General features: G+C 65.2%; 23 protein-coding genes. 2 read left to right on the forward strand and 21 right to left on the reverse strand.

Annotation, left to right across the window (positions count from 1 at the left end; all coding sequences use genetic code 11):
- Positions 1-173 precede the first annotated feature (173 nt).
- The 3 genes from G5S35_RS10385 to G5S35_RS10395 form a co-directional block, all read right to left on the reverse strand.
- On the reverse strand, positions 174-983 hold the full coding sequence (locus tag G5S35_RS10385; RefSeq protein ID WP_183038272.1) for a MetQ/NlpA family ABC transporter substrate-binding protein: 810 nt from the start codon (positions 981-983) through the stop codon (positions 174-176).
- A 106-nt stretch (positions 984-1,089) separates the two neighbouring features.
- The gene (locus G5S35_RS10390) at positions 1,090-1,743 is read right to left on the reverse strand and encodes a methionine ABC transporter permease (protein WP_074983895.1); all 654 of its coding nucleotides are present in this window, start codon (positions 1,741-1,743) and stop codon (positions 1,090-1,092) included.
- The gene (locus G5S35_RS10395) at positions 1,733-2,767 is read right to left on the reverse strand and encodes a methionine ABC transporter ATP-binding protein (RefSeq protein ID WP_074983897.1); all 1,035 of its coding nucleotides are present in this window, start codon (positions 2,765-2,767) and stop codon (positions 1,733-1,735) included. Before G5S35_RS10395 ends, G5S35_RS10390 begins: the two co-directional genes overlap by 11 nt.
- A gap of 344 nt (positions 2,768-3,111) precedes the next feature.
- Between G5S35_RS10395 and G5S35_RS10400 the strand changes: the two genes are divergently transcribed.
- Complete coding sequence (locus tag G5S35_RS10400; protein WP_237181372.1) at positions 3,112-3,945, forward strand: alpha/beta hydrolase; 834 nt, start codon at positions 3,112-3,114, stop codon at positions 3,943-3,945.
- 27 nt (positions 3,946-3,972) lie between these two features.
- Here the strand turns inward: G5S35_RS10400 and G5S35_RS10405 are convergent, their stop codons facing one another.
- Entirely contained in the window at positions 3,973-4,809 is an 837-nt protein-coding gene (locus tag G5S35_RS10405; protein ID WP_183038274.1) for an enoyl-CoA hydratase, read from the reverse strand.
- A gap of 39 nt (positions 4,810-4,848) precedes the next feature.
- The gene (locus G5S35_RS10410) at positions 4,849-5,775 is read right to left on the reverse strand and encodes a histone deacetylase family protein (RefSeq protein WP_065058291.1); all 927 of its coding nucleotides are present in this window, start codon (positions 5,773-5,775) and stop codon (positions 4,849-4,851) included.
- Positions 5,776-6,103: 328 nt separating this feature from the next.
- Between G5S35_RS10410 and mltB the strand changes: the two genes are divergently transcribed.
- The gene (gene mltB / locus G5S35_RS10415) at positions 6,104-7,384 is read left to right on the forward strand and encodes a lytic murein transglycosylase B (protein WP_065058290.1); all 1,281 of its coding nucleotides are present in this window, start codon (positions 6,104-6,106) and stop codon (positions 7,382-7,384) included.
- Positions 7,385-7,485: 101 nt separating this feature from the next.
- Here the strand turns inward: mltB and cysM are convergent, their stop codons facing one another.
- The 16 genes from cysM to G5S35_RS10495 form a co-directional block, all read right to left on the reverse strand.
- The gene (gene cysM / locus G5S35_RS10420; RefSeq protein WP_065058289.1) at positions 7,486-8,388 is read right to left on the reverse strand and encodes a cysteine synthase CysM; all 903 of its coding nucleotides are present in this window, start codon (positions 8,386-8,388) and stop codon (positions 7,486-7,488) included.
- Between the two features lie 285 nt (positions 8,389-8,673).
- Positions 8,674-9,045 carry a ComEA family DNA-binding protein gene (locus G5S35_RS10425; protein ID WP_074983899.1) on the reverse strand — a complete coding sequence of 124 codons (372 nt, stop codon included), beginning with the start codon at positions 9,043-9,045 and terminating at the stop codon, positions 8,674-8,676.
- Between the two features lie 76 nt (positions 9,046-9,121).
- Positions 9,122-10,114 (reverse strand): ADP-glyceromanno-heptose 6-epimerase, encoded by a 993-nt coding sequence (gene rfaD / locus G5S35_RS10430; protein WP_065058287.1) that lies wholly within the window; start codon positions 10,112-10,114, stop codon positions 9,122-9,124.
- 108 nt (positions 10,115-10,222) lie between these two features.
- Positions 10,223-11,185 (reverse strand): D-glycero-beta-D-manno-heptose-7-phosphate kinase, encoded by a 963-nt coding sequence (gene rfaE1, locus G5S35_RS10435; RefSeq protein ID WP_065058286.1) that lies wholly within the window; start codon positions 11,183-11,185, stop codon positions 10,223-10,225.
- Positions 11,186-11,189: 4 nt separating this feature from the next.
- Positions 11,190-12,590, reverse strand: coding sequence for a UDP-glucose dehydrogenase family protein (locus G5S35_RS10440; RefSeq protein WP_065058285.1), 1,401 nt, complete (start codon positions 12,588-12,590; stop codon positions 11,190-11,192).
- Between the two features lie 51 nt (positions 12,591-12,641).
- Positions 12,642-13,817: a lipopolysaccharide assembly protein LapB gene (gene lapB, locus G5S35_RS10445; RefSeq protein WP_183038275.1), complete on the reverse strand. Its 1,176-nt coding sequence runs from the start codon at positions 13,815-13,817 to the stop codon at positions 12,642-12,644.
- Positions 13,818-13,879: 62 nt separating this feature from the next.
- A complete protein-coding gene (locus G5S35_RS10450; RefSeq protein WP_065058283.1) occupies positions 13,880-14,173 on the reverse strand; it encodes a lipopolysaccharide assembly protein LapA domain-containing protein in 294 nt (97 codons plus the stop codon).
- A gap of 342 nt (positions 14,174-14,515) precedes the next feature.
- Positions 14,516-14,839 (reverse strand): integration host factor subunit beta, encoded by a 324-nt coding sequence (locus tag G5S35_RS10455; protein ID WP_028226806.1) that lies wholly within the window; start codon positions 14,837-14,839, stop codon positions 14,516-14,518.
- A gap of 25 nt (positions 14,840-14,864) precedes the next feature.
- The gene (gene rpsA / locus G5S35_RS10460; protein WP_065058282.1) at positions 14,865-16,595 is read right to left on the reverse strand and encodes a 30S ribosomal protein S1; all 1,731 of its coding nucleotides are present in this window, start codon (positions 16,593-16,595) and stop codon (positions 14,865-14,867) included.
- A 165-nt stretch (positions 16,596-16,760) separates the two neighbouring features.
- Positions 16,761-17,492 (reverse strand): (d)CMP kinase, encoded by a 732-nt coding sequence (gene cmk / locus G5S35_RS10465; RefSeq protein WP_065058281.1) that lies wholly within the window; start codon positions 17,490-17,492, stop codon positions 16,761-16,763.
- A gap of 31 nt (positions 17,493-17,523) precedes the next feature.
- Positions 17,524-18,828, reverse strand: a complete 1,305-nt coding sequence (gene aroA, locus G5S35_RS10470; protein WP_065058280.1) for a 3-phosphoshikimate 1-carboxyvinyltransferase — start codon at positions 18,826-18,828, stop codon at positions 17,524-17,526.
- 109 nt (positions 18,829-18,937) lie between these two features.
- Positions 18,938-19,885, reverse strand: coding sequence for a prephenate dehydrogenase (locus G5S35_RS10475; protein WP_183038276.1), 948 nt, complete (start codon positions 19,883-19,885; stop codon positions 18,938-18,940).
- Between the two features lie 31 nt (positions 19,886-19,916).
- A complete protein-coding gene (gene hisC, locus G5S35_RS10480; protein ID WP_074983906.1) occupies positions 19,917-21,029 on the reverse strand; it encodes a histidinol-phosphate transaminase in 1,113 nt (370 codons plus the stop codon).
- Positions 21,030-21,138: 109 nt separating this feature from the next.
- A complete protein-coding gene (gene pheA, locus G5S35_RS10485) occupies positions 21,139-22,221 on the reverse strand; it encodes a prephenate dehydratase (RefSeq protein ID WP_065058277.1) in 1,083 nt (360 codons plus the stop codon).
- A gap of 73 nt (positions 22,222-22,294) precedes the next feature.
- Complete coding sequence (serC, locus tag G5S35_RS10490) at positions 22,295-23,374, reverse strand: 3-phosphoserine/phosphohydroxythreonine transaminase (protein WP_065058276.1); 1,080 nt, start codon at positions 23,372-23,374, stop codon at positions 22,295-22,297.
- Between the two features lie 205 nt (positions 23,375-23,579).
- Complete coding sequence (locus G5S35_RS10495; RefSeq protein WP_065058310.1) at positions 23,580-24,185, reverse strand: DUF2059 domain-containing protein; 606 nt, start codon at positions 24,183-24,185, stop codon at positions 23,580-23,582.
- Positions 24,186-24,335 lie beyond the last annotated feature (150 nt).

Raw genomic sequence — 24,335 nt, forward strand, 5'->3', positions numbered from 1 at the left:
GCTCGCCGCCAGCATTTTTCCCGCACGATCCGCTGTCTGCGCGCTGCCTGCGCGGCCTGGCCGGCAGTCGCAAATATCGCTAGCGAACGATCGTGCGATTTTATGTCGGAAAAAACCCGGGCTTCAAGCCCGGGTTCCGACTGAATTCTCTATCTAATCCGTCTACCCGGGGCTTACCACGACGGGATCACCGCGCCGCCGAACTTCTGTTCGATGTACTGCTTCACCTCCGGCGAGTGATACGCCGCCACCAGTTTCGCCGCCCAAGGCTTGTTGCGATCGGCCTCGCGGATCGCCAGCACGTTCACGTACGGGCCTTTCGGGTCCTCGATCGCGATCGCGTCGGCCTTCGGCTTGAGCCCCGCTTCCATCGCGAAGTTCGTGTTGATCGCGGCGGCGTCCACGTCGTCGAGCGAACGCGGAATCTGCGCCGCGTCCAGTTCCACGATCTTCAGCTTCCTGGGGTTATCCACGATGTCGAGCGGCGTGGCCTTCAAACCCGCGCTCTCGCGCAGCTTGATAAGACCCTGCTTTTGCAGCAGCAACAGCGCGCGCCCGCCATTGGTCGGATCGTTCGGGACCGCAATCCGCGCGCCCGGCTTCAGCTCCGCGAGCGTCTTCACCTTCTTCGAGTAGATGCCCATCGGGAACGTGACCGTGTCGGCGAGCTTCACGAGCTTGTAGCCGCGGTCCTTCACCTGCGCATCGAGATATGGCTGATGCTGGTAGCTGTTCGCATCGAGATCGCCGCCCGCGAGCGCCGCATTCGGCTGCACGTAGTCCGAAAACTCCACGATCTTGATCGTCAGGCCGTTCTTCGCGGCCACGCGCTTGACCACTTCCATCACTTGCTCGTGCGGGCCGCCGGTGACGCCCACCTTGATGGTTTCGTCAGCGTGCGCCGCGAGCGGCGCGCACAGCGGAGCGATCAGCGTTGCCGCGCCGAGCGCGCTCGCCAGCCGGATCATGAAGCGTCGTTGCATGGCCAAACCTTTGTCTCGTGGAAGGTGATCGACGAGCCGCGAGCAAGCATGTCGCGCGCGGCCAGGCGACGGTTACCGCTGGTTTTGAGGCTTACTTACTTGTGGCTCATTTATGGCTCAAGCGTCGCACGAGCCAGTCGCCGAACGACTGCACGAGCTGCACGAACACGATCAGCACGACCACCACGAGCAGCATCACTTCGGGTTCGAAGCGCTGATAGCCGTAGCGGATGCCCAGGTCGCCCAGACCGCCGCCGCCGATCGCGCCCGCCATCGCCGAATAGCCGACGAGCGAGATGAACGTGATCGTGAGACCCGCCACCACGCCGGGCAGCGACTCGGGCAGCAGCACCTTGAAGACGATCTGGCGCGTGCTCGCGCCCATCGACAGCGCGGCTTCGATCAGCCCGCGATCGACTTCGCGCAGCGCGGTTTCCACCAGACGCGCGATGAACGGCGCGGCCGAAATGGTCAGCGGCACGATGGCGGCCGCCGTGCCGATCGACGAGCCCACCACGACGCGCGTGAACGGAATCACGGCCACCAGCAGGATGATGAACGGCGTCGAGCGCACCGCGTTGACGACCACGCCCATCGCGCGATTGACGGCGAGGTTCTGCAGCACGCCGTTGCGGTCGGTCAGATAGAGCAGCACGCCGAGCGGCAGGCCGATGGCCGCGCCAACCAGTCCGGAAATGCCCACCATGATGAGCGTCTCCCAGAACGACTGGACGAACATATCGAACATTTCACTCCACATGGGACAGCTCCTCCACCACCACGCCCTGCTCGCGCAGCCACGTAATCGCCTGCGCGACCTTCACCGGATCGCCGCCCGCGAGCACCGCGAGCGAGCCGAACGCCTGCCCCTGGATCTCGTCGATCTGGCCATGCAGGATGTTGAAATCGAGTTCGAAGCGGCGGATCGTTTCCGACAGCACCGGCTGATCGACGCCCGTGCCCGTGAAAGCGAGGCGCAGCAGATGCGCGTTGCCCTTCGCGAGACGCTCGGTCACGCGCGCCTTGAGCGCGGGCGGCAATTCCTGCGCGATCACGTCGCCGAGCAGCGCGCGCGTGACTTCGTGACGCGGTTGCAGGAACACGTCGATCACGGGACCGCTTTCCACCACGCGGCCCGCGTCGAGCACGGCCACGCGGTCGCAGACCTGTTTGATCACTTCCATCTGGTGCGTGATCATCACGACCGTGAGCTTGAGCTCGCGATTGATCTTGCGCAGCAGGTCGAGAATCGCGCGCGTGGTTTCGGGGTCGAGCGCGGAGGTGGCTTCGTCGGAAAGCAGCACTTTCGGCTTGCTCGCCAGCGCGCGCGCTATGCCCACGCGCTGCTTCTGGCCGCCGCTGATCTGCGACGGATAACGGTCTTTCTGCGCCGTGAGGCCGACGAGTTCGAGCAACGGCAGGACCGTCGCCTCGATGTCGGCGCGCTTCATGCCCGCGAGTTCGAGCGGCAGCGCCACGTTGTCGAACACCGTGCGCGACGAAAGCAGGTTGAAGTGCTGGAAAATCATGCCGATCTCGCGGCGCGCTTCGCGCAGTTGCGCGTTCGGCAGCGACGTGAGCGTGCGGCCGTTGACGACGATATCGCCCTCGGTCGGCCGCGTCAGCAGGTTGATGGTGCGCACGAGCGTGCTTTTGCCCGCCCCGCTACGGCCGATAATGCCGAAGACCTCGCCCTGCGGAATCGTCAGATTGACGTTATGCAGCGCTTCGATCCAGCCTTGTGGGCCCGCGAAGCGCTGGGAAACGTTTCGAATTTCGATCATGGAAAAAACGAAACGGCGGGCGTGCCGCGCGCCGCCCGTGCACGCGATCGCCTGGATCGCCTGTACGCGTCGCGCCGGCAGACAGCCGCCGTTTGCTGGCCTGGAGTCAACTTGACATTTTACCCTGGCGAGCCAAATTCCTTTTAATAATCCATTTCGATAAATTCATTACTGAATTTCATTAGAGTCCCGGCGCGGCAAAAAGCACGGAAAGCTCGATGAAACCGCGGCTACACTCTGCCGTCAGACAAAAACTTACAACGACGAGAGAGACAGCGCAGATGGAGACGACCCAACCGATCAACGCCGCGCAAGCCGCGGCGCGCCTGCCCGACACGGTGACGCTGCGCACCCACGACGGCGCCGAACTGCCGCTCTACGCCTGGCGCACGCGCGGGACGCCGCCGCGCGCCGCCATCGCGCTGGTTCACGGCCTCGCCGAACACGCGCAGCGCTACGCCGCGCTCGCGGCGCGCCTGAATGCCGCGGGCGTCGATGTCTACACGATCGACCTGCGCGGTCACGGACGCGCGAGCGGCCGGCGCGCCTGGATCAACCGCTTCGACGAATATCTGGACGACGCTCACGCGCTGATCGCGCACGCGGGCGCGCAATGCGCCGCGCGCCGCACGCCGCTCTTTCTGATGGGCCACAGCATGGGCGGCGCGATCGCCGCGCTCTATGCGATCGAGCGCGCGCCGCAAGGCGGCGTGCCGCTCGCGGGGCTGCTGTTGTCGAGCGCCGCGCTCGCGCCCGGCCACGACGTGCCGCAGTGGATGATCGCTGCGAGCCGCGTGATGAGCGCCGTCTGGCCGCGTTTTCCGGCGATGAAGATCGATGCCGCCCTGCTCGCGCGCGACGCCGCCGTGGTGCAGGCCAATCGCGCCGATCCGCTCGTGCATCACGGCGCGATTCCGGCGCGCACGGGCGCGGAGCTACTGGAAGCGATGAAGCGCATCGAAGCGGGCCGCGCGCAGTTGCGCCTGCCCGTGCTGATCTGGCACGGCACCGAAGACAAGCTCACGGAACCCGACGGCAGCCGCGCCTTCGGCGCGCACGTGGGGTCGCCGGACCGCACGCTCACGCTCTACGAAGGCAGCTATCACGAAACGCTCAACGATCTGGATCGCGAGCGCGTGATCGCGTCAATGCTGGAATGGATCGAACGCCATTGCTGAGGCGGCGCTCGACTTTGACGTTCGACCTTACTTCGCGCCGCGCTTGTCGATGAAAGCCTGCACGCCGTCGAGCGCCGGGGCCGTCATCATGTTGCACGCCATGGTCTGCCCGGCGAGCTGATACGCGGCCTCGATGCCCATTTCGAGCTGCCGGTAGAACAGGCCCTTGCCCGCCGCCACCGCCTCGCGCGGCTTCGCACAGATGCTCGCGGCGAGCGCCGTCACCTCGGCGTCGAGCGCATCGGCGGGGACGACGCGGTTCACGAGCCCTTCACGCAGCGCCTTTTGCGCGTCGATGAACTCGCCCGTCATCAGCATTTCGAAGGCCGCCTTGCGCGACACGTTGCGCGTGAGCGGCACGGAAGGCGTCGAGCAGAACAGCCCGAGATTGATGCCCGATACGGCAAAGCGCGCGGAATCGGCGGCCACGGCGAGATCGCACATCGCCACCAGCTGACAGCCCGCCGCGGTGGCCACGCCATGCACGCGCGCGATCACGGGCTGCGGCATCGTCTGGATCGCCAGCATCATCTTCGAGCAGCGCGCGAACAACTGCTTGTAGTAGTCGAGCGACGGCGCCGCGCGCATTTCCTTGAGGTCGTGACCTGCGCAGAACGCGCGCCCCGCCGCCGCGATCACCACCACGCGCGCGTCCGAGCGCGCGAGCGCGGCGAGTTCGGTGTGCACGGCGTCGATCAGCGCTTCGGAAAGCGCATTGAACGCATCGGGACGATTGAGCGTGAGGCGCGCGACGCCCGGCACGCCATAGGCGTCGTGCGCGACCTCGACGAGCGGCGCATGTTCGAGCGAAGCCTCAGCGGCAGACGAAGACGAAGACGACGACTCAACGGCAGCAGCACACATGACGCGACACTCCTTCAAACGTTGAAGCGGTTGAGCGGATCAGATGCCCGCCAGCACGCGCAGATGCGCCACGACGCTGCGCCCGAGCGCGGAGAGGTTGTAGCCGCCCTCGAGACAACTCACGATGCGCCCCTTCGCGTGGCGGTTCGCGATATCGCAGATCTGTTCGGTGATCCACGCGTAATCGTCTTCGACGAGGCCCATATTGCCGAGATCGTCTTCGCGGTGCGCATCGAAACCCGCCGAGACGAACACCATTTCCGGCTTGAATTCGTTCAGGCGCGGCAGCCACAGAATGTCGATCGCCTCGCGCACTTCCATGCCCTTGGTGCGCGCCGCCATCGGCACGTTGACCATGTTGCGCGCCTGCTGGTCGGCGCCCGAAAAGGGATAGAACGGATGCTGGAAGATGCTGCACATGAGCACGCGATCGTCGCCGGCGAACGCGGCCTCGGTGCCGTTGCCGTGGTGCACGTCGAAGTCGATGACGGCCACGCGCGACAGCCCATGCACGTCGAGCGCGTGACGCGCGGCCACGGCGACGTTGTTGAAGAAGCAAAAGCCCATCGCGCGCGCGGGTTCGGCATGATGGCCGGGCGGACGCACGCTGCAGAACGCGTTCTCGTAGCGGCCGGCGAGCACGGCGTCGGTGGCCGCGACAGCGGCGCCCGCGGCGCGCAGCGCGGCCTGCCACGTGTGCGGATTCATCGAGGTGTCGGGGTCGATCGCCGCATAGCCTTCCTGCGGCGAGAGCGCGCGCAGATAGTCGATGTGCGCCTGCGTGTGCACGCGCAGCAGCGCCGATTCTTCAGCGAGCGGCGCGGAGGTGTCGTGCTCGATCAGCGACTCGATACGGCTCGCGATAAGCTGGTCTTCGATGGCCTGCAGGCGCGCGGGGCATTCGGGATGCCACTCGCCCATTTCGTGCAGCAGGCAGTCGGGATGGGAAAAAAAGCCGGTTGTCATGTGTCGTGCTGGCCGCCACGCGCGCCGGGACGCACGCCGCGGGTCTCCTTCAGTCTTTCGTCGGGGTTCGCTGCGCGGGACTGCAAATCTTCCCAAACTTCGTGCGGCTTGTTGTGTGCCGCTTTACATCGTCTTCTACTTCGTGTGCGGCTTCGTACCTTACTTCGTGCCGCCGTGCTGCGCCCGCGACGTGCGCGGGCAGTCATCACGTTACCACAGCGCAACCGCGCCAACGCGCGCTCCCGGCACGCCCAGGGCCGTTTCACGCAAGGTGCTCGGGTATACTGCCCGGGATTACGTTCTCTCCTGCCCCACCTACCCGCCTCCCATGACGCTCAAGTCCGCCCTGCCTGCTTGCCGCCACGTCCGCCTCACGTCTTTCGCCCTTGCACTGTGCGCCGCGTCGGCGTTCTGGGGCGGTGCGGCGCAGGCGCAGACGGCCTCGCCCGACGCGCTGAGCCCGCAGCACGCACCGCTCACGCTCGCCCAGGCACAGCCGCAGACGCCGCCGCAAGGCCAGGCGCAGCCGCAAACGCAGCCGCAAGCCGCGTCACAGGGGCAAACGTTTGAAGAGGAGATCATCCCGCAGCGCTACGCGAACAATCCGAATGTCGACACCTTCATCAACGACATGGTCGCGCGCTACGACTTCAACAGCGACGCGCTGCACGCGTTGTTCGCGAGCGCGAGCTATTCGGCCACGGCCGTGAAGCTCGTCACGCCCTCGCCCACGCCGAGCGCGAAGAACTGGCGCTCGTATCAGGCGCGCTTTCTCGATGCAGTACGCATCAACGCGGGCGTGCGTTTCTGGCGGGCGAATCAGGCCACGCTGCAGCGCGCCGCCGATCAGTTCGGCGTGCCGCCCGAGGTGATCGTCGGCATCATCGGCGTGGAAACGATTTATGGGCGCTACATGGGCAACTTCCGTGTGCTCGACGCGCTCACCACGCTCGCCTTCGATTATCCGGATACGCCGAACCGCGCCGACCGCATGGCAACGTTCCGCAAGAATCTCGAGGACTATCTGGTCTGGACGCGCGACGCGCAGATCGACCCGTCGTCGGTGCTCGGCTCTTACACGGGCGCGATCGGCATCCCGCAATTCCTGCCGAGCAGCATCGTGCAGTACGCCGTCGATTACGAGGGCAACAACCATATCGATCTGCGCAACAGCACGCCGGACGCCATCGGCAGCGTTGCGAACTATCTGAAGCAGAACGGCTGGGAGCCGGGCCGTCCGGTGGTCTGGAAGATCGCGAAGGACGCGGGCAGTCTCGGCATCGCGCAGGCGGCCGCCGACGGCAAGCCGGAACCGCGCTGGCCGCTCGTGCAGCTGCTGCGCTCGGGCCTCGTGCTCAATGAGCCGAACATCGACATCGCTGCGGAAGGCGGCACGCCGGTCACCGTCATCGACCTGCCTACGCCCGGCCGTCCGACCGAGTACATGCTCGGCCTGAAGAACTTCTACGTGCTCACGCGCTACAACCGCAGCTTCTTCTACGCACTCGCGGTGTATCAGCTCGGCGAACGCGTGAAGGCGCAGATGCTCGCGACGCAGCCGAACGTAGGCACGGGTCCGGCGCTGAGCAACCCGAACGATACGCAGTAAGCGTCGTACAGCACGGCGCAGCACAAAACACAACGGGCGGCCTGTCGCAAACAGGCCGCCCGTTTTTCATTCTGCGCGCGCGGACCGCGCGGCGGATTTGCTTACGCCGGGAACACGCCCGTCGACAGATAACGGTCGCCGCGATCGCAGACGATGAACACAATCGTCGCGTTCTCGACCTGACGCGCGATGCGCATGGCCACTTCGCACGCGCCACCCGACGAAATGCCCGCGAAAATACCTTCGACCGAGGCAAGGCGGCGCGCCATGGCTTCCGCGGCGGCCTGGCTCACGTTCTCCACGCGGTCGACGCGGCTGCGGTCGAAAATCTTCGGCAGATAGGCTTCGGGCCACTTGCGGATGCCCGGAATACGCGAGCCGTCTTCAGGCTGCGCGCCGACGATCTCGATCGCCGTGCTCTGTTCCTTCAGATACTGCGACGTGCCCATGATGGTGCCCGTCGTACCCATCGACGAAACGAAATGCGTAATGCGCCCTTCCGTGTCGCGCCAGATTTCCGGGCCCGTGGTCTCGTAGTGCGCGAGCGGATTGTCCGGGTTCGCGAACTGGTCGAGGATGATGCCCTTGCCGTCGCGCTGCATCTGCTCGGCGAGATCGCGCGCGTATTCCATGCCGCCCTTGACCGGCGTCAACAGGATTTCCGCGCCGTAGGCGGCCATGCTCTGACGGCGCTCGACCGAGAGATCCTCGGGCATGATCAGCACCATCTTGTAGCCGCGGATTGCCGCCGCCATGGCGAGCGCAATACCGGTATTGCCGCTCGTGGCTTCGATCAGCGTATCGCCGGGTTTGATGCGGCCGCGTTCCTCGGCCTTGCGGATCATGGACAGCGCCGGGCGGTCCTTCACCGAACCCGCCGGATTGTTGCCTTCCAGCTTCGCCAGCACGACGTTGTTGCGGGCGCGAATTTCATCGTCCGGGAGACGAACGAGCTGCACGAGCGGCGTGTTGCCGATCGTGTCTTCAATAGTCTTGTAGGGCATAGTGAATAGTGAGGCGCAATGACGTGCGATTGTGCGAATACGTGATCGTTCGATTCTAAACCACGCGGCCAACCCTCGCCGACTAGCCCTGACATCGGTGGGGATGGAAAAAGTGGGGATTCAGTGAGGATTCGGGCGGCGCTGCAAAAAGCCCGCGGCGCAAGCCGCGGGTCAATGTCGCCGAAGCGACACCTGAAGGAACCGCTCATCCCTGTTCTGCGAAGTCGCGCACGCCGTTGCACGCCGGCTCGGGCGCACGCGAATCTACGCTGCGCCAGCGTGGCCCTACTTCTTGACGGCGACGGTGGCCGGCTGCGGTGCGGCGGTCTTGCCCTGCGCGTTCGGTGCGTTCTGCGCACCCTTCGCGCCTTGCGCCGCAACGGCAGCCTGCCCGCTTGCGGGACCGACCGACAATCCTTCGGCCTGCAAACGTTCGACGGTATGGCCGCCCAGCCCCTTCACGCGCTTGCCGAGATCGGACGCGTCCTTGAACGGACCGTGCGCGCCGCGCTCGTCGAGAATGGCCTTGGCCCGCGCGGGACCGATGCCCTTGATGCCGCGCAGCGCGTCTTCATTGGCGGTGTTGACGTCCACGGCCGCGAAGGCCTGACCGAACGCGGCGACGAGCGCGACCGCGGCGAGAAGCTTCTTGAACATGCTGGATCTCCCTTGTGCCGTCGCCGGCGACCATCGCCGGCGAGGAGAGTCCAGTTTAGGGAGCAACGATCGCGCGTTACACCTGGCCAGACAGCCAACGTACGTAACGATCGACACCCTCTTGCACCGTCAGGAACGGCGCGTCGTAGCCCGCTGCGCGCAGCTTCGACTGATCCGCCTGCGTGAAGCACTGATACTTGCCGCGCAGCGCATCCGGGAACGGAATGTACTCGATCAGCCCTTCCTTCACCTGCTCCGCGAGCGTGAGCGCCGGCTTGCCTTCGAGCGCGCGCAGCGTGTTCACCACGCTCGTCGCGATGTCGTTGAACGGTTGCGCGCGGCCGCTGCCCAGATTGAAGATGCCGCTCTTTTCCGGATGATCGAAGAAGAACAGGTTCACCTTCACCACGTCTTCCACGGAAACAAAATCGCGCGTCTGCTCGCCCGGCGCGTAGCCGTTGTACTCGCCGAACAGCTTCACGCGGCCTTCGGCGCGGAACTGGTTGAAGTTGTGGAACGCCACCGACGCCATGCGCGCCTTGTGCGTCTCGCGCTGGCCGTACACGTTGAAGTAGCGGAAGCCCGCGATCTGGCTTTGCGCCTTCGGCAGCACGCGGCGGATCACCTGGTCGAACAGGAACTTCGAATAGCCGTACACGTTGAGCGGCGCTTCCACGTCGCGCTCTTCGACGAAGCGGCTCGAACCGCCGTAAATCGCCGCCGACGACGCATACAGAAACTGCGCGCCCTGCGCGAGACACGCGTCGAGCACCGCGCGGCTGTAGCGGAAGTTGTTGTCCATCATGTAGCGGCCGTCGGTTTCCATCGTGTCCGAACAGGCGCCTTCATGGAACACCGCGCGCACCTTGCCGAACTCGCCGCGCGCGAAGCGCTCGACGAACTCGGTCTTGTCGATGTAGTCGTCGATTTCGCAATCGACGAGATTCTTGAACTTGTCGGCGCGCGTGAGGTTATCGACGGCAATGATGCGATCTTCGCCGCGTTCGTTGAGCGCCTTGACGATGTTGCTGCCGATAAAGCCGGCCGCGCCGGTGACGATGAGGGTCATGGTAGTTCTGCGCAGAGGAGTTCACGCGGGACCGGCAAAACTCTCCGAAGCCGGCCCGGGGATGCGTCTCCGTCACGCGACAGCCTGGTGGCCGCCGCGCGCGGCACGTCATTGAAAGAGTTCGTCGTAGTCGACGGTGGCCGTACCGAGCTTGCCGACCACGATACCGGCGGCGCGATTCGCGAGCGCGACGCCTTCGACGAGCGACAGGCCCGCGCCCAGCGAGACCGCGACGGTCGCGATGACGGTGTCGCCGGCGCCCGAGACATCATACACTTCGCGCGCAACAGCCGGCGCGTGCAGCACGCCCTCTTCGGAAAAGAGCGTCATACCCTCTTCCGAGCGCGTGAGCAGCAGCGCGTCGAACTGCAATTCGTGGCGCAGCTTCGTCACGCGCGCGAGCAGGTCGTCTTCCGACTTCCAGGTGCCGACCACTTCGCGCAGCTCCGCGCGATTCGGCGTGATCACGCTCGCGCCGCGATAGCGTTCCCAGTCGTCGCCCTTCGGATCGACCAGCACCGATTTGCCCGCCGCGCGCGCAGTCGAGATCATCTGCGTGACGTGCGTGAGGCCGCCCTTCGCGTAATCCGACATCAGGATGACGTCGTGCGTCGGCAGCAGCGCGTCGAAGCGCGCGAGGCCCGCGAGCAGCGCCTCGTGCGCGGGCGTGTTTTCGAAGTCCACGCGCAGCAACTGCTGCTGGCGCGACAGCACGCGCAGCTTGATGGTGGTGGGCAGCGCGGGATCGCGTTCGAGATACGCGTTCACGTTGCTCTCGCCGAGCAGCGTGACGATGCGCTCGCCCGGCTCGTCGTGACCGACCACGCACAGCAGACCCGCCTGCGCGCCCAGCGCCGCAGCGTTGCGCGCGACGTTGGCCGCGCCGCCGAGACGGTCTTCCTGACGCTGCACGTGTACGACCGGCACCGGCGCTTCCGGCGAAATGCGGTTGACGTCGCCGAACCAGTAACGGTCGAGCATCACGTCGCCGACCACGAGCACGCGCGAGCGCGCGAACTGCGCGCGCGGCACGGCCTGGACTTCGGGCGCGAGTGCCGCGCTGTCGGTCATGGCGTCAGACTGCGGCCGGGTTTGCGTGTTTGACATGGGGCCGCCCAATCGAGTGATAGTCGAAACCGAGCTCCGCCATCGCGTCGGGCTCGTACAGGTTACGTCCGTCGAAGATGCGCGGAGTCTTCAACTGTTCCTTCAGGAATTCGAAGTCCGGCGCCTTGAACGCCGTCCATTCGGTGACGACCACGAGCGCGTCGGCGCCCGTCAGCGTGTCGTCCTGGCTCGCCGCGAAGGTCAGGCGCGCCTGCAGTTCGGGCGCGCTCGCCAGATCCAGCGCGAACACGCGGCGCGCTTCTTCCGTCGCGACCGGATCGTACGCCGAAACCGTCGCGCCACGGCGCAGCAACTCGGCGATCAGACGGCGGCTCGGCGCCTCGCGCATGTCGTCGGTGTTCGGCTTGAACGCGAGACCCCAGACCGCGAAATGCTTGTCCTTGAGGTCTTCGCCCAGCGACTGGACGATCTTGTTCACGAGCACGTCCTTCTGGCCGTCGTTGACGTCCTCGACCGCTTCGAGAATGCGCAGGTTCTGGCCCGATTCCGCGGCCGTGCGGATCAGCGCCTGCACGTCCTTCGGGAAGCACGAGCCGCCGTAGCCGCAGCCGGCGTACAGGAAGTGATAGCCGATGCGCGGATCCGAACCGATGCCGCGACGCACCGACTCGATGTCGGCGCCGACGCGATCGGCCAGATTCGCCATTTCGTTCATGAACGAAATGCGCGTGGCGAGCATCGCGTTGGCCGCGTACTTGGTGAATTCGGCCGAGCGCACGTCCATGTAGATCGTGCGTTCGTGATTGCGGTTGAACGGCGCGTAGAGGCGCTTGATCTTCTCGCGCGCGACTTCGCCGTTGGCGTCCTCGTCGATGCCGATGATGATGCGGTCCGGACGCATGAAGTCGTCCACGGCCGCGCCCTCTTTCAGGAATTCGGGGTTCGAGACCACCGAGAAGCGCTGCGCGTCGCTCGCGCCGAGGCCGCGTTTGGCGAGTTCTTCGGCGATCACGGCCTGCACGCGCTGCGCCGTGCCGACGGGCACCGTCGACTTGTCGACGATCACCTTGAAGCCGGTCATGTGGCGGCCGATGCTGCGGGCCGCTTCGAGCACGTATTGCAGGTCCGCCGAGCCGTCTTCGTCGGGCGGCGTGCCGACGGCGATGAACTGCACTTCGCCGTGCTCGACGCTCGCGGCGACGTCGGTGGAAAACGTGATGCGGCGCGCCTTGCGGTTACGCTGGATAAGCTCGAGCAGACCCGGCTCGTGGATCGGCACGCCGCCGTTGTTCAGGATGTCGATCTTGCGCGGATCGACGTCGAGGCAGAACACGTCGTGACCGATTTCGGCAAGGCACGCCCCGGTGACGAGGCCAACATAGCCGGTACCGATAATGGTGATTTTCATACGCGCTCCGGTAACAGATTCGGATTGAGGTAATGCGTGCGCGGCGGCGCGTCAGCTGGAAGCCGGAATTGGCTCGACGCGGCGCGGCGCGTAGGTTTCCCACCCGCTGCAGCCAGGGCACTGCCAGTAGAACAGGCGCGCCCGGAAGCCGCAGTTCTGGCAGGTGTAGCGCGGCAGGTTCTTGGTGCGCTGCTGGATCAGCTTGCGCATGAGTTCGAGTTCGCTGCGGCGCGGCTCTTCGGCCGCCGCCTGTTGCGCTTCGAGCAGACGCGTCATGCCGGCGAGATTCGGCGACTTCTGCATCTGCGTGCGCGCGAGCGTGTGCGCCGCTTCGGGACCGCTCAGCTCCGACACATATTTATAGGCCACATCGAGCAGATCGTTCGACGAATGGCGGTCGACCCACTCCGTGAGCAACTGCGCGCCGTCGTGCGCGCGGCCGAGCGCCTCGTAGCCCTTCATGACCTTTTCGGCGACGAGCGGCAGATAGGCGGGGTTCTGCGCCTCGACGCGCTGCCACTGCACGAGCGCCGACTCCCAGTTGCCGCTGGCCGCATCGACATCGCCCGCGAGAATGGTCGCGCGCACGTTGTGCTCGTTCGCCTTGAGCGCAAGGCCGAGCTGACGGCGTGCTTCGTCGGGCTTCTTCTGCTGCAGCGCTTCCTGCGCGAGTTCGCAATGGAACTGCGCGATCTCAACGTCGAGCGACGGCGTGCCCATCGTTTCGAGGTGGCGCGCGGTGTCGATCGAGCGGTTCCAGTCCTTCTCGATCTCGTAGATCGTCAGCAGCGCGCGCTGTGCGCCCTGCGCGTAGTCGCCCGACTTGAGCGTGCTGAAGGTTTCCTCGGCGCGATCGAGCATGCCGGCCTTCAGGAAGTCCTGACCCAGCTCATAAAGCGCGTGATCGCGCTCGTTCACGGGCAGGTCGGCGCGCGACAGCAGGTTCTGATGCACGCGGATCGCCCGGTCGGTTTCGCCGCGGCGGCGGAACAGGTTACCAAGCGCGAAGTGCAGTTCGACCGTTTCCGGATCGAGCTTGGCGACTTCGATGAACGCGTCGATTGCCTTGTCGGGCTGCTCGTTGAGCAGGAAATTCAGGCCGCGGAAATACGAGCGCGGCAGGTTGGCGCTTTCGGACAGCAGCGCCTTGAGGTCGTAGCGCGACGCCATCCAGCCGAGTGCGAAAGCCACGGGAATGACGAGGAGCCACCAGAAATCGAGATCCATGCGAGCGATGGTGAGAGGTAATCAAGCCGCGCGCCCGGACGGACGCCCGGCGGCAAGTCGAATCAGATAAGCGGCGGCAGCGGCGGTTCCGCCACCACGGCGGGCGTTTCACGCGCGGTGCGCAGTTCACGCTTGAGGCGGCCGTTCTCCATGCGCAGCCGGAAAATCGCGGGCAGCGCGGACAGCAGGCCGGCCAGCAGACCGACGACGAAAAACGCGAGGCCGATCAGAATGAGCGGAGCCTGCCACGAATATCCGGCAAGAAAGTTCAGCGTCGCGGTTTGCGTGTTGGCGAGTGCGAGCACGAGCAGCAGCACGAACACCAGCACACGGATCACCCAGGCGATCAATCTCATGAAGGATTCTCTTGGCAGTTGAACAAACCCCGGCGCCGCACGTATGTCGCCATGCATGCCGCAACGCGTGTTGCGCCGCAGCAGCGGCGCCGCCGAAGTGTCCCGTATTGTAATGGAAGGCCTCGCGCCCGCGCAGGTGGCGCGCGAACGCGCGGCGGCGCCAAAACCGCGCAGGAACATCCGCACGCCACACACGCCGAGCGCCCCACGACGACGCCCACACGAAACGAACAGGCGAAAAAAAAGCGCCGGGCTATTAGCCCCGGCGCTTCCCGGTCCTTGCGTTCTGGCCATCTGGCATTGATTGCCGACAACCGCAAACACGGCAATAACTTGCAGCGCTTACAGATCGTCGTCCGGCTCGTCCGCTTTCAGCGGCTCGCCCGAGCGACGGTCCACACGCTCGCGCAGCTCCTTGCCCGGCTTGAAGTGCGGCACGAACTTCTCGGGCACCAGCACTTTCTCACCCGACTTCGGGTTGCGTCCGACGCGCGACGGCCGGCGGTTCAGGCCAAAGCTGCCGAAGCCTCGAATTTCGATGCGATGGCCCTTGGCGAGCGCCTCGGACATCGCATCGAGCATCGTTTTGACCGCGAAATCCGCATCCTTGAGGACGAGTTGCGGAAATCGCGTAGCCAGCTGCGCGACCAATTCAGATTTGGTCATACTTCAGCTTGCCCCCGTTTGAGGCTTACTGGTTCTGGCCGTCGAGCTTGGCCTTCAGCAGCGCGCCGAGGTTGGTCGTGCCGGTAGCAGCCGCACCCGTGTCCGACGACATGCTGCGCAGGGCTTCCTGCGTCTCAGCCGAATCCTTGGCCTTGATCGACAGGTTGATGCCACGCGACTTGCGATCGATGTTGATGATCATCGCGTTGACCTTGTCGCCTTCCTTCAGCACGTTGCGAGCATCTTCCACGCGGTCTTGCGCGATTTCCGAAGCACGCAGGTAGCCTTCGACGTCAGCGTTCAGGGTGATAACTGCACCCTTTGCGTCGACCGACTTGACCACGCCGTCAACCGTCGAGCCCTTGTCGTTGACAGCAACGAAGTTGCTGAACGGGTCGCCTTCGAGCTGCTTGATGCCGAGCGAGATGCGTTCCTTCTCGACGTCGATGCCCAGAACCACGGCTTCGACTTCGTCGCCCTTCTTGTACTTGCGGACGGCTTCTTCGCCAGCTTCCGACCACGACAGGTCCGACAGGTGAACCAGACCGTCGATGCCGCCGGGCAGACCGATGAACACGCCGAAGTCGGTGATCGACTTGATCGCGCCCTGGAGCTTGTCGCCCTTCTTGAAGTTGCGGCTGAAGTCATCCCACGGGTTCGGCTTGCACTGCTTCATGCCGAGCGAGATGCGGCGGCGGTCTTCGTCGATCTCGAGGACCATGACTTCGACTTCGTCGCCCAGCTGGACAACCTTCGACGGAGCAACGTTCTTGTTGGTCCAGTCCATTTCCGACACGTGAACCAGGCCTTCGATGCCCGATTCGACTTCGACGAATGCGCCGTAGTCGGTGATGTTCGTGACCTTACCGAACAGGCGCGTGCCCGACGGGTAACGGCGCGAGATGCCTTCCCACGGATCGTCGCCCAGTTGCTTGATACCGAGCGAAACGCGGTTCTTTTCCTGGTCGAACTTGAGGATCTTGGCGGTGACTTCCTGGCCAACCGACAGGACTTCCGACGGGTGACGCACGCGACGCCATGCGATGTCGGTGATGTGCAGCAGGCCGTCGATGCCGCCGAGGTCCACGAACGCGCCGTAGTCGGTGATGTTCTTGACCACGCCGTTGACGATCGCGCCTTCCTTCAGCGTTTCGAGCAGCTTTGCGCGCTCTTCGCCTTGCGTGGCTTCGATCACTGCGCGGCGCGACAGCACGACGTTGTTACGCTTGCGGTCGAGCTTGATGACGCGGAATTCGAGCGTCTTGCCTTCGTACGGCGTCGTGTCCTTGACCGGACGCGTGTCAACCAGCGAACCCGGCAGGAACGCGCGGATGCCGTTGACCATGACGGTCATGCCGCCCTTGACCTTGCCCGTGATCGTGCCGGTCACGAGTTCGTTGTTGTCGAGAGCCTTTTCCAGCGACAGCCACGAAGCGAGACGCTTCGCCTTGTCGCGCGACAGGATCGTGTCGCCGTAGCCGTTTTCCAGCGCGTCGATCGCGACGGAAACGAAATCGCCCGCCTGCACTTCCACTTCACCCGCGTCGTTCAGGAATTCTTCGAGCGGAATATAGGCTTCGGACTTGAGACCAGCATTGACGACCACGAAGTTGTGGTCGACGCGCACGACTTCGGCGGAAATCACTTCGCCGGCGCGCATGTCCTGGCGGGTCAGCGACTCTTCGAACAGAGCCGCAAAAGATTCGGTATTCGGGGTGGAGGTTTGCAGGTCGGACATAAAAATCTGGATTTGCATGGTTTCTGCTGCGCTTCCAGCCTGTTCCAGGCCGGTTGGGCGTTGAGGCCGGAGCGCTTACGCTCGTGGCACGGATGCAAAAGCCATACGGGGTTAAAGGGTTAAGACACGCCCTGCTTCCCAGCAGGGCACCACTACATTTACTGCAACTGCTGTACTGCGTTCTTACTGCGATTTGCCGTGCGCGTCCTGCCGCACTGAGCGCAGCTCACTCCGCAGTTCGCTGGCTTGCTGATACCACTGCACGACCTGTTCGACCGCCTGGTCGATGGTCAGCGCCGAGGTGTCCAGCAGCTTCGCATCCGCCGCAGGCTTGAGCGGCGCGGCCGCGCGGTTACTGTCGCGCGCGTCGCGCTCACGCAAATCCCGGAGCAAGTCATCCATATTAGCAGAAAATCCCTTCTGGATCAATTGCTTATACCGGCGAGCCGCGCGGGCCTCCGCACTGGCCGTCAGGAACACCTTCAAACCGGCATCCGGGAAGATCACGGTGCCCATGTCGCGGCCGTCGGCCACGAGCCCGGGCAGCTTGCGGAAGGCCCGCTGACGGGCCACCAGCGCGGTGCGCACGGACGGATGCGCGGCGATCATCGAGGCGCGGTTGCCCACTTCCTCGGCGCGGATATCGTTCGACACGTCCACGCCGTCGAGCTGGGCCATGCCCTCGCGGAACGTGATGTGGAGGTCGTCGATCAGCTTCGCCAGGCCGTCGGCATCATCGGCGGCGATCGTGTAGCGCATGCTGGCGAGCGCCGCCAGGCGATACAGCGCACCGCTGTCCAGCAGGTGAAAGCCGAGGTGCGCGGCGACCAGCGTGGCCACCGTGCCTTTGCCGGAAGCGGTCGGGCCATCGATCGCGATGACGGGCGTCGGATAAAAGGGACGGGTCGATTTCATTCGGCAGCGAGACTCGGCGACTTAAAGAGATTCAAGGTTGGGCGAGCGCGAGGAAGCGCTCGAAATAATCGGGGAACGTCTTGGCGACGCACTTCGGGTCGTTGATGCGCACCGGCACGCCGCCGAGGCTCACGAGCGAGAAGCACATGGCCATGCGGTGATCGTCGTAGGTATCGATCGCCGCGTTCGGCGTAAGTTTCGCGGGCGGACGCACAATCAGGTAATCGGGCCCTTCCTCCACGTCCGCACCGACCTTGCGCAATTCCGTGGCCATCGCCGCGATGCGGTCGGTTTCCTTCACGCGCCAGCTCGCGATGTTGCGCAGCGTGGTCGCGCCGTCGGCGAACAGCGCGGCGACGGCGATCGTCATGGCCGCGTCGGGAATCAGGTTGAAGTCCATGTCGATGGGGTCGAGCTTGCCGTGATCGTTGCCGATCCCGCGCACCTCGATCCAGTCGTCGGCGACCGTGACGTTCGCGCCCATGCGCATGAGCGCCGCCGCGAACTCGACGTCGCCCTGAATGCTCGCGCGTCCCACGCCTTCCACGCGCAGCGGGCCGCCGCCAATGGCGCCCGCGGCGAGGAAATACGACGCCGACGAGGCGTCGCCTTCCACCATGATCTTGCCCGGCGACTGATAACGCACGCCCGCCGGCACTTCGAAGCGATGCCAGCCGTGGCGCACGACCTTCACGCCGAAGCGCTCCATCAGCTTGATCGTGATCTCGATATAGGGCTTGGAAATCAGCTCGCCATCCACCTCGACGATGGTCACGCCGTCTTTGGCGCGCACGAGCGGCAGCGTCATCAGCAGCGCGGTGAGGAACTGGCTCGACACGTCGCCGCGCACCTTGATCGGCGCCGTGACGTCGATCTGCGCCGGACGGATGCGCAGCGGCGGATAGCCCTCGTTCTCCTCGTAGTCGATCTTTGCGCCGATCTGGCGCAGGCCGTCGACCAGATCGCCGATCGGGCGCTCGTGCATGCGCGGCACGCCGTGGATGCGGTAGTCGCCGCCGTTGACCGCGAGCGCCGCCGTGAGCGGACGCACCGCCGTGCCCGCGTTGCCGAGGAAAAGGTCCGCGCGCACCGCCGTAAACGCGCCGCGCGTGCCTTGCACGACGCAAGTGTCGTCTTCGCGCTTGAGCTTCACGCCGAGCTTTTCGAGCGCGTCGAGCATCACGCGCGTGTCGTCGGAATCGAGCAGATTCGTGATCGTGGTTTCGCCTTCGGCGAGCGCCGCGAGCAGCAGCACGCGGTTCGAGATGCTCTTCGAGCCGGGCAGACGGATCGTGCCGGACGCACGGGTGAACGGTCCGAGATCGAGGTGTTCCATGACGTGTCCTGATGGTGCGGCGTGACGCGGGACTGCGCCGCGCCGCATGGCTGATGCTTGACTACTGTTCGCTATCTTTGTCGCTTGCTTTGTCGCTTGCTTTGCCGCTTTACTTCGCGCCGTCCGCTTCGGGCGTCGCCTGCGCGAGCTTCTTGCCGCCGCGCTCCTGCCACGCCTCGCGCGCCGCGCGCGAGCGCGCAAACACGGTTTCGAGCGCCGCGCCGTCGCCGGCGTCGATGGCCGCGCGCAACTTCGCCAGCACTTCAGTGTAGGCGTCCAGCTCGGCGAGCAGCGCCGTGCGGTTCGCGAGGCAGACGTCGCGCCACATTTCGGGACTCGACGCCGCGATGCGCGTGAAGTCGCGGAAACCGCCCGCCGCGAACGAGAATTTCAGCTCGGCGTCAGGCGTGTCGAGAATCTGGTCGACGAGCGCGAACGACAGCACGTGCGGCAGATGGCTCACCGACGCGAACACGCGATCGTGCTGCGCAGCGCTCATCTGGCCGATCACGGCGCCGGTCGCGCGCCACATCGCGGCGATGCGCTCCACCGCTTCCGGCGTATTTTCCGGCAGCGGACACAGCACGACGTTGCGGCCCACGTAGAGGTCGGGCAGCGCCGCCTCGACGCCGCTCGACTCGCGGCCCGCGATCGGATGGCCCGGCACGAACTGGTCGATGCGTTCGCCGAGCGCGGCGCGCGCGGCAGCGATCACGTCGCTCTTGGTGCTGCCCGCATCGGTAATCAGCGTCTGCGGCTGGAGATGCGGCGCGATGCGTTCGAGCAGCGCCTGGGTCTGCGCGACCGGTGCGGCGATCAACACGATGTCGGCGCCGTCGAGCGCGGCGGCGAGCGCCGCTTCGTCGTCGAGCGTCGCGGCCGCGTCGATCACGCCGAGTTCGAGCGCGCGCGCGACCGAATGCGCGCGACGGCCCACGCCGATCACCTGACCGCGTTGACCTTGCACGGCGCCGCGTTCGCGCAGCCCGCGCGCCAGCGAGCCGCCGATCAGGCCGACACCGAAAATCACCAGTTTGCTAAAGGGAAACGCGCTCACGCCATCACCGGATCGAGAAAAAGTGGCGTGCTCATGCCGGGGCCAGACTGCGTTCGAGCGCCGCGAGGAACGCGGCGTTTTCGTCGGCGAGGCCGATCGTCACGCGCAGCCATTGCGGCAGACCGTAGCCGCCGACCGGACGCACGATCACACCCTGCTTGAGCAAGCCGAGATTGACGCGCTCGCCCGCCTGATCGTCCTGACCGACGCGCACGAGCACGAAGTTGCCGTCCGACGGCACGTAGTCGAGGCCCATGCGCTCGAAGGCCGCCGTGAGCGTGCGATAGCCCTCGGCGTTGAGCGCGGCGCTCTGTTCGAGAAATGCCGTGTCGCCGAGCGCCGCGACCGCCGCGGCCTGCGCGAGCGTGTTCACGTTGAACGGCTGGCGCAGACGGTTCAGCAGATCGGTCAGCGCCGGCTGCGCGATCGCGAAACCGATGCGCAGGCCCGCGAGCCCGTAAGCCTTCGAGAACGTGCGCGACACCACGAGGTTCGGATAGCGGCGCACCCACGCGATCGAGTCGTAGCGCTTGTCCGCCGCCAGATATTCCGTGTAGGCCTCGTCGAGCACCACGACGACCTCGCGTGGCACCCTGGCGATGAACGCTTCGAGCGTAGCGCCGTCGATGTACGTGCCGGTCGGATTGTTCGGATTGGCGACGAAGATCAGGCGCGTGTCGTCGGCGATGGCCGCGAGCATCGCGTCGAGATCGTGGCCATACTGCACGGCCGGCGTCACCACGTGACGCGCGCCGAGCCCTTGCGTCGCAAGCGCGTAGACCGCGAACGAATACTGCGAATAAACGATCGACTGACCGCGTTCCACGCACGCGTGCGCGGCGATTTCGAGAATATCGTTGCTGCCGTTGCCGAGCGTGATCCACTCGGCCGGCACGTCGTAACGCGCCGCGAGCGCGGCCTTCAGCTCGAACGCGTTCGAGTCCGGATAACGGCCGAGTTCGGCCGCCGCCTGCGCGATGGCGCGCTGCGCCGACGCGGGCATGCCGAGCGGGTTCTCGTTCGACGCCAGCTTGACGATGCGCGCCTCGTCGAGTCCGAACTCGCGGGCGACTTCGGAAATCGGCTTGCCGGCGACATACGGCGCGATCGCGCGCACATAGGAAGGGCCAAATGGCTGGGTCATGCGTGTCTCTCCAGGGCCGCTCGCGTGCGGCGGCGCGGCATCATCGACGTGACATCGACTTGAATCAGCGAAGGCGCGCCTGCGCGCGCCGCACGAACGCTCGGCGCACTCAGCGCGAGCGCGGATACGAACCGAGAATCTTGAGGAACGCCGCCTTCTTGCCGAGCTCGTCGAGCGCGGCCGCCACGGCGGGTTCGTCGCGATGGCCTTCGAAGTCGATGTAGAAGTAGTACTCCCACGTGCCGACACGCGCCGGACGCGACTCGAAACGCGTCATCGAAACGCCGTGGCGCGCGAGCGGTTCGAGCAGCTTGTAGACCGCGCCCGGCTCGTTCTTCACCGAGACGATCATCGACGTCTGGTCGTGGCCCGACACGCCCGCCGGCTGCTTGCCGATCGTCACGAAACGCGTGCGGTTGTGCGGGTCGTCCTGAATCAGCGCGTTGGCAATCAGCAGGCCGTAATGCGTGGCCGCGCGCTCGCCCGCGATGGCCGCGACGGTCGGATCTTCCGCCGCGAGACGCGCGGCTTCCGCGTTGCTCGACACGGCCTGACGCTCCAGATGCGGCGCGTTCGCCGTCAGCCAGTGCTGACACTGCGCGAGCGCCTGCGGATGCGCGCACACGCGCGTCACGCCCGCGAGCTTGCCGCTTTGCGTCATCAGGTTGTGCTGGATCGGCAGCGCGATTTCGCCGCCGATCGAGAGCTGCGTCTGCAGGAACAGGTCGAGCGTGCGCGACACCGCGCCCTCGGTCGAATTCTCGACCGGCACGACGCCGAATTCGGCGCTGCCCGCCTCGACCGCGCGGAACACCTCGTCGATCGACGGGCACGGCAGACCTTCGATCGACTGACCGAAGTAACCGTAGACCGCCTGTTCGCTATACGTGCCGACCGGCCCGAGATAGGCCACCGAAATGGTCTTTTCGAGCGAGCGGCTCGCGGCCATGATCTCGCGCCAGATGGCGCTGATGTGCTCGTTGCCGAGCGGACCCGCGCTCAGGTTCTGTAGGCGTTCGATCACCTGCAGCTCGCGCTCCGGACGGAACACGGGCGCGTTGAAATGCTTCTTCACCTCGCCGACTTCGAGCGCGACAGCAGCGCGCTGGTTCAGGAGGGAGATGAGCTGCGCGTCGAGAGCGTCGATACGCTCTCGCAGCGGCTTGAGTTGGGAATTGAGTTCGTCGTCCATGCGTGAAACCGGCAATCTGAAAGGAGGCGCGCGGCGTGAGCTGCGCGCGCGGCAGGCGCCGCCCGACGCGAGGTCAGGCTTTTGCCTCGAATTCCTTCATGTACTCGACCAGTGCCTGCACTGCTTCGAGCGGCACCGCGTTGTAAATCGACGCCCGCATGCCGCCGACGGACTTGTGGCCCTTCAGCTGCACCAGCCCGCGCGCTTTCGCGCCGGCCAGGAAATCATCGTTACGTGTTTCGTCGGCGAGGAAGAACGGCACGTTCATCCGCGAGCGCGCGCGGCGCTCCACCTTGTTGATGTAGAAGCTGCTCGAATCGATCGTGTCGTAGAGCAACTGGGACTTCTCGATATTGCGCGCTTCGATGGCTTCGAGGCCACCCTGGCGCTTCAACCACTTGAACACGAGCCCCGCGATGTAGATCGCGTAGGTGGGCGGCGTGTTGAACATCGAATTGTTCGCGGCGACGGTCTTCCATTCGAACGCCGACGGGCAGATCGGCATCGCGCGGTCGAGCAGATCCTCGCGCACGATCACGACGGTGACGCCCGCCATGCCGATGTTCTTCTGCGCGCCGCCGTAGAGCACGCCGTATTTGGCGATGTCCATCGGGCGCGAGAGGATGTGCGAGGACGCGTCCGCCACGAGCGGGATGTCGCCCAGATCGGGAATCTCGAAGGTCTCGACGCCGTCGATCGTCTCGTTCGTGCACAGATGCACGTAAGCGGGATCGTCGGAAAGCTGCCACTCGCTCTTTTGCGGCGCATGCGTGAAACCGGCCTCGGTGCGGCCCGTGGCGGCGATGTGCGACGCGCCGTACTTGAGCGCTTCCTTCTGCGACTTCTGCGACCACGAACCGGTGATGACGAAGTCCGCGCGCGGCTTCGAGCCGAACAGGTTCAGCGGCACGATGGCGTTTTCGCCGATGCCGCCGCCTTGCAGAAAGAGGATCTGGTGGCTCGCGGGTACCTGCATCAGTTCACGCAGATCGAGCAGCGCTTCGCTGTGGATCTGCATGAATTCCGGCCCGCGATGGCTCATTTCCATCACGCCCATGCCGCTGCCATGCCAGTCGAGCATTTCATCGGCGGCCTGGCGGAGCACCTCTTCCGGCAAGGCTGCCGGTCCGGCGGAGAAGTTGAAGACGCGCATCGTAAGGAGATCCCGAGGCAGGCGCGGCGGCTGAGGACGCCGGGATGCGCCAGAAAAAGAAAAGGCCGTTTGCGCTGCTATCGCGCAAACGGCCATTATCGCATTGTCGCCGGGAACCCGCCAACGCGGGCTCGCCGGGGACGGCGACGCATCGTGCCCGATCGCGCCCCAAGAGAGGCGCACCGGTGATGCTGACGATGCTGACTTACTTAGCCGGCTTGACCGACGCGACTTCCTTGTCGGCCTGGTCACGCGTTGCCTTGATCGACTGCGGCATGTACTTCTGCATCAGACCGTTGACGACGTCGCGGCCAACCTGGTCTTGAACCTGGATGAACTTGCGGCCGGTCGGGCTGCGGTAGAACGAGGTCAGGTCCTTGATTTCCGACGTGCTGTAGTACTTTGCGTAAGCTTCGTACTGAGCTTGCATCGCGTCCTGCTTGAACGAGTCGGTCGCGAAGACCTGACCTGCCGAGTCAACCAGCTTCGGCACGGCGTTCTTTTGCAGCGACGGGACGGAAGCTTGCTTCTGCTTGTCCGTCATCGTCTTGTTTTCCGACAGCGCGTCCGACAGGATTGCCGGGACGAGTTGCTTGGCTTGCATCTGTGCGCTGTTGCCGATCGCGCCGACGAGCTTCTGTGCGTCGATTGCGTCGAGCAGGTCCTTGATCGCGGCTTGCTTCGCCGGATCGATCGGTGCTGCGGCAGCGGCCGGTGCCTGTTCGGGCGCCTGGTTCTGGAGCGCCTGAGCCATGGCAAACGTCGGCACGAGAGCGGCCAGCAACAAAACCTGCTTGAATCGTTTTTGCATCATTACTCCCTCAGAGAAATTAATCGAACTGCCAGCCGCGCGGATCGCGGGGCGCGCCTTTCGCGCCCGCCGCCCAATCCACCCGGCGTCATTCAGCACCATCATTCAGTACCGTGGCCGCCCATCTTCGCCGTCCGGCGCCCGCGCGAT

It is taken from the genome of Paraburkholderia tropica, assembly GCF_014171495.1.
In the GTDB taxonomy this organism is placed as follows: Bacteria; Pseudomonadota; Gammaproteobacteria; order Burkholderiales; family Burkholderiaceae; genus Paraburkholderia; species Paraburkholderia tropica.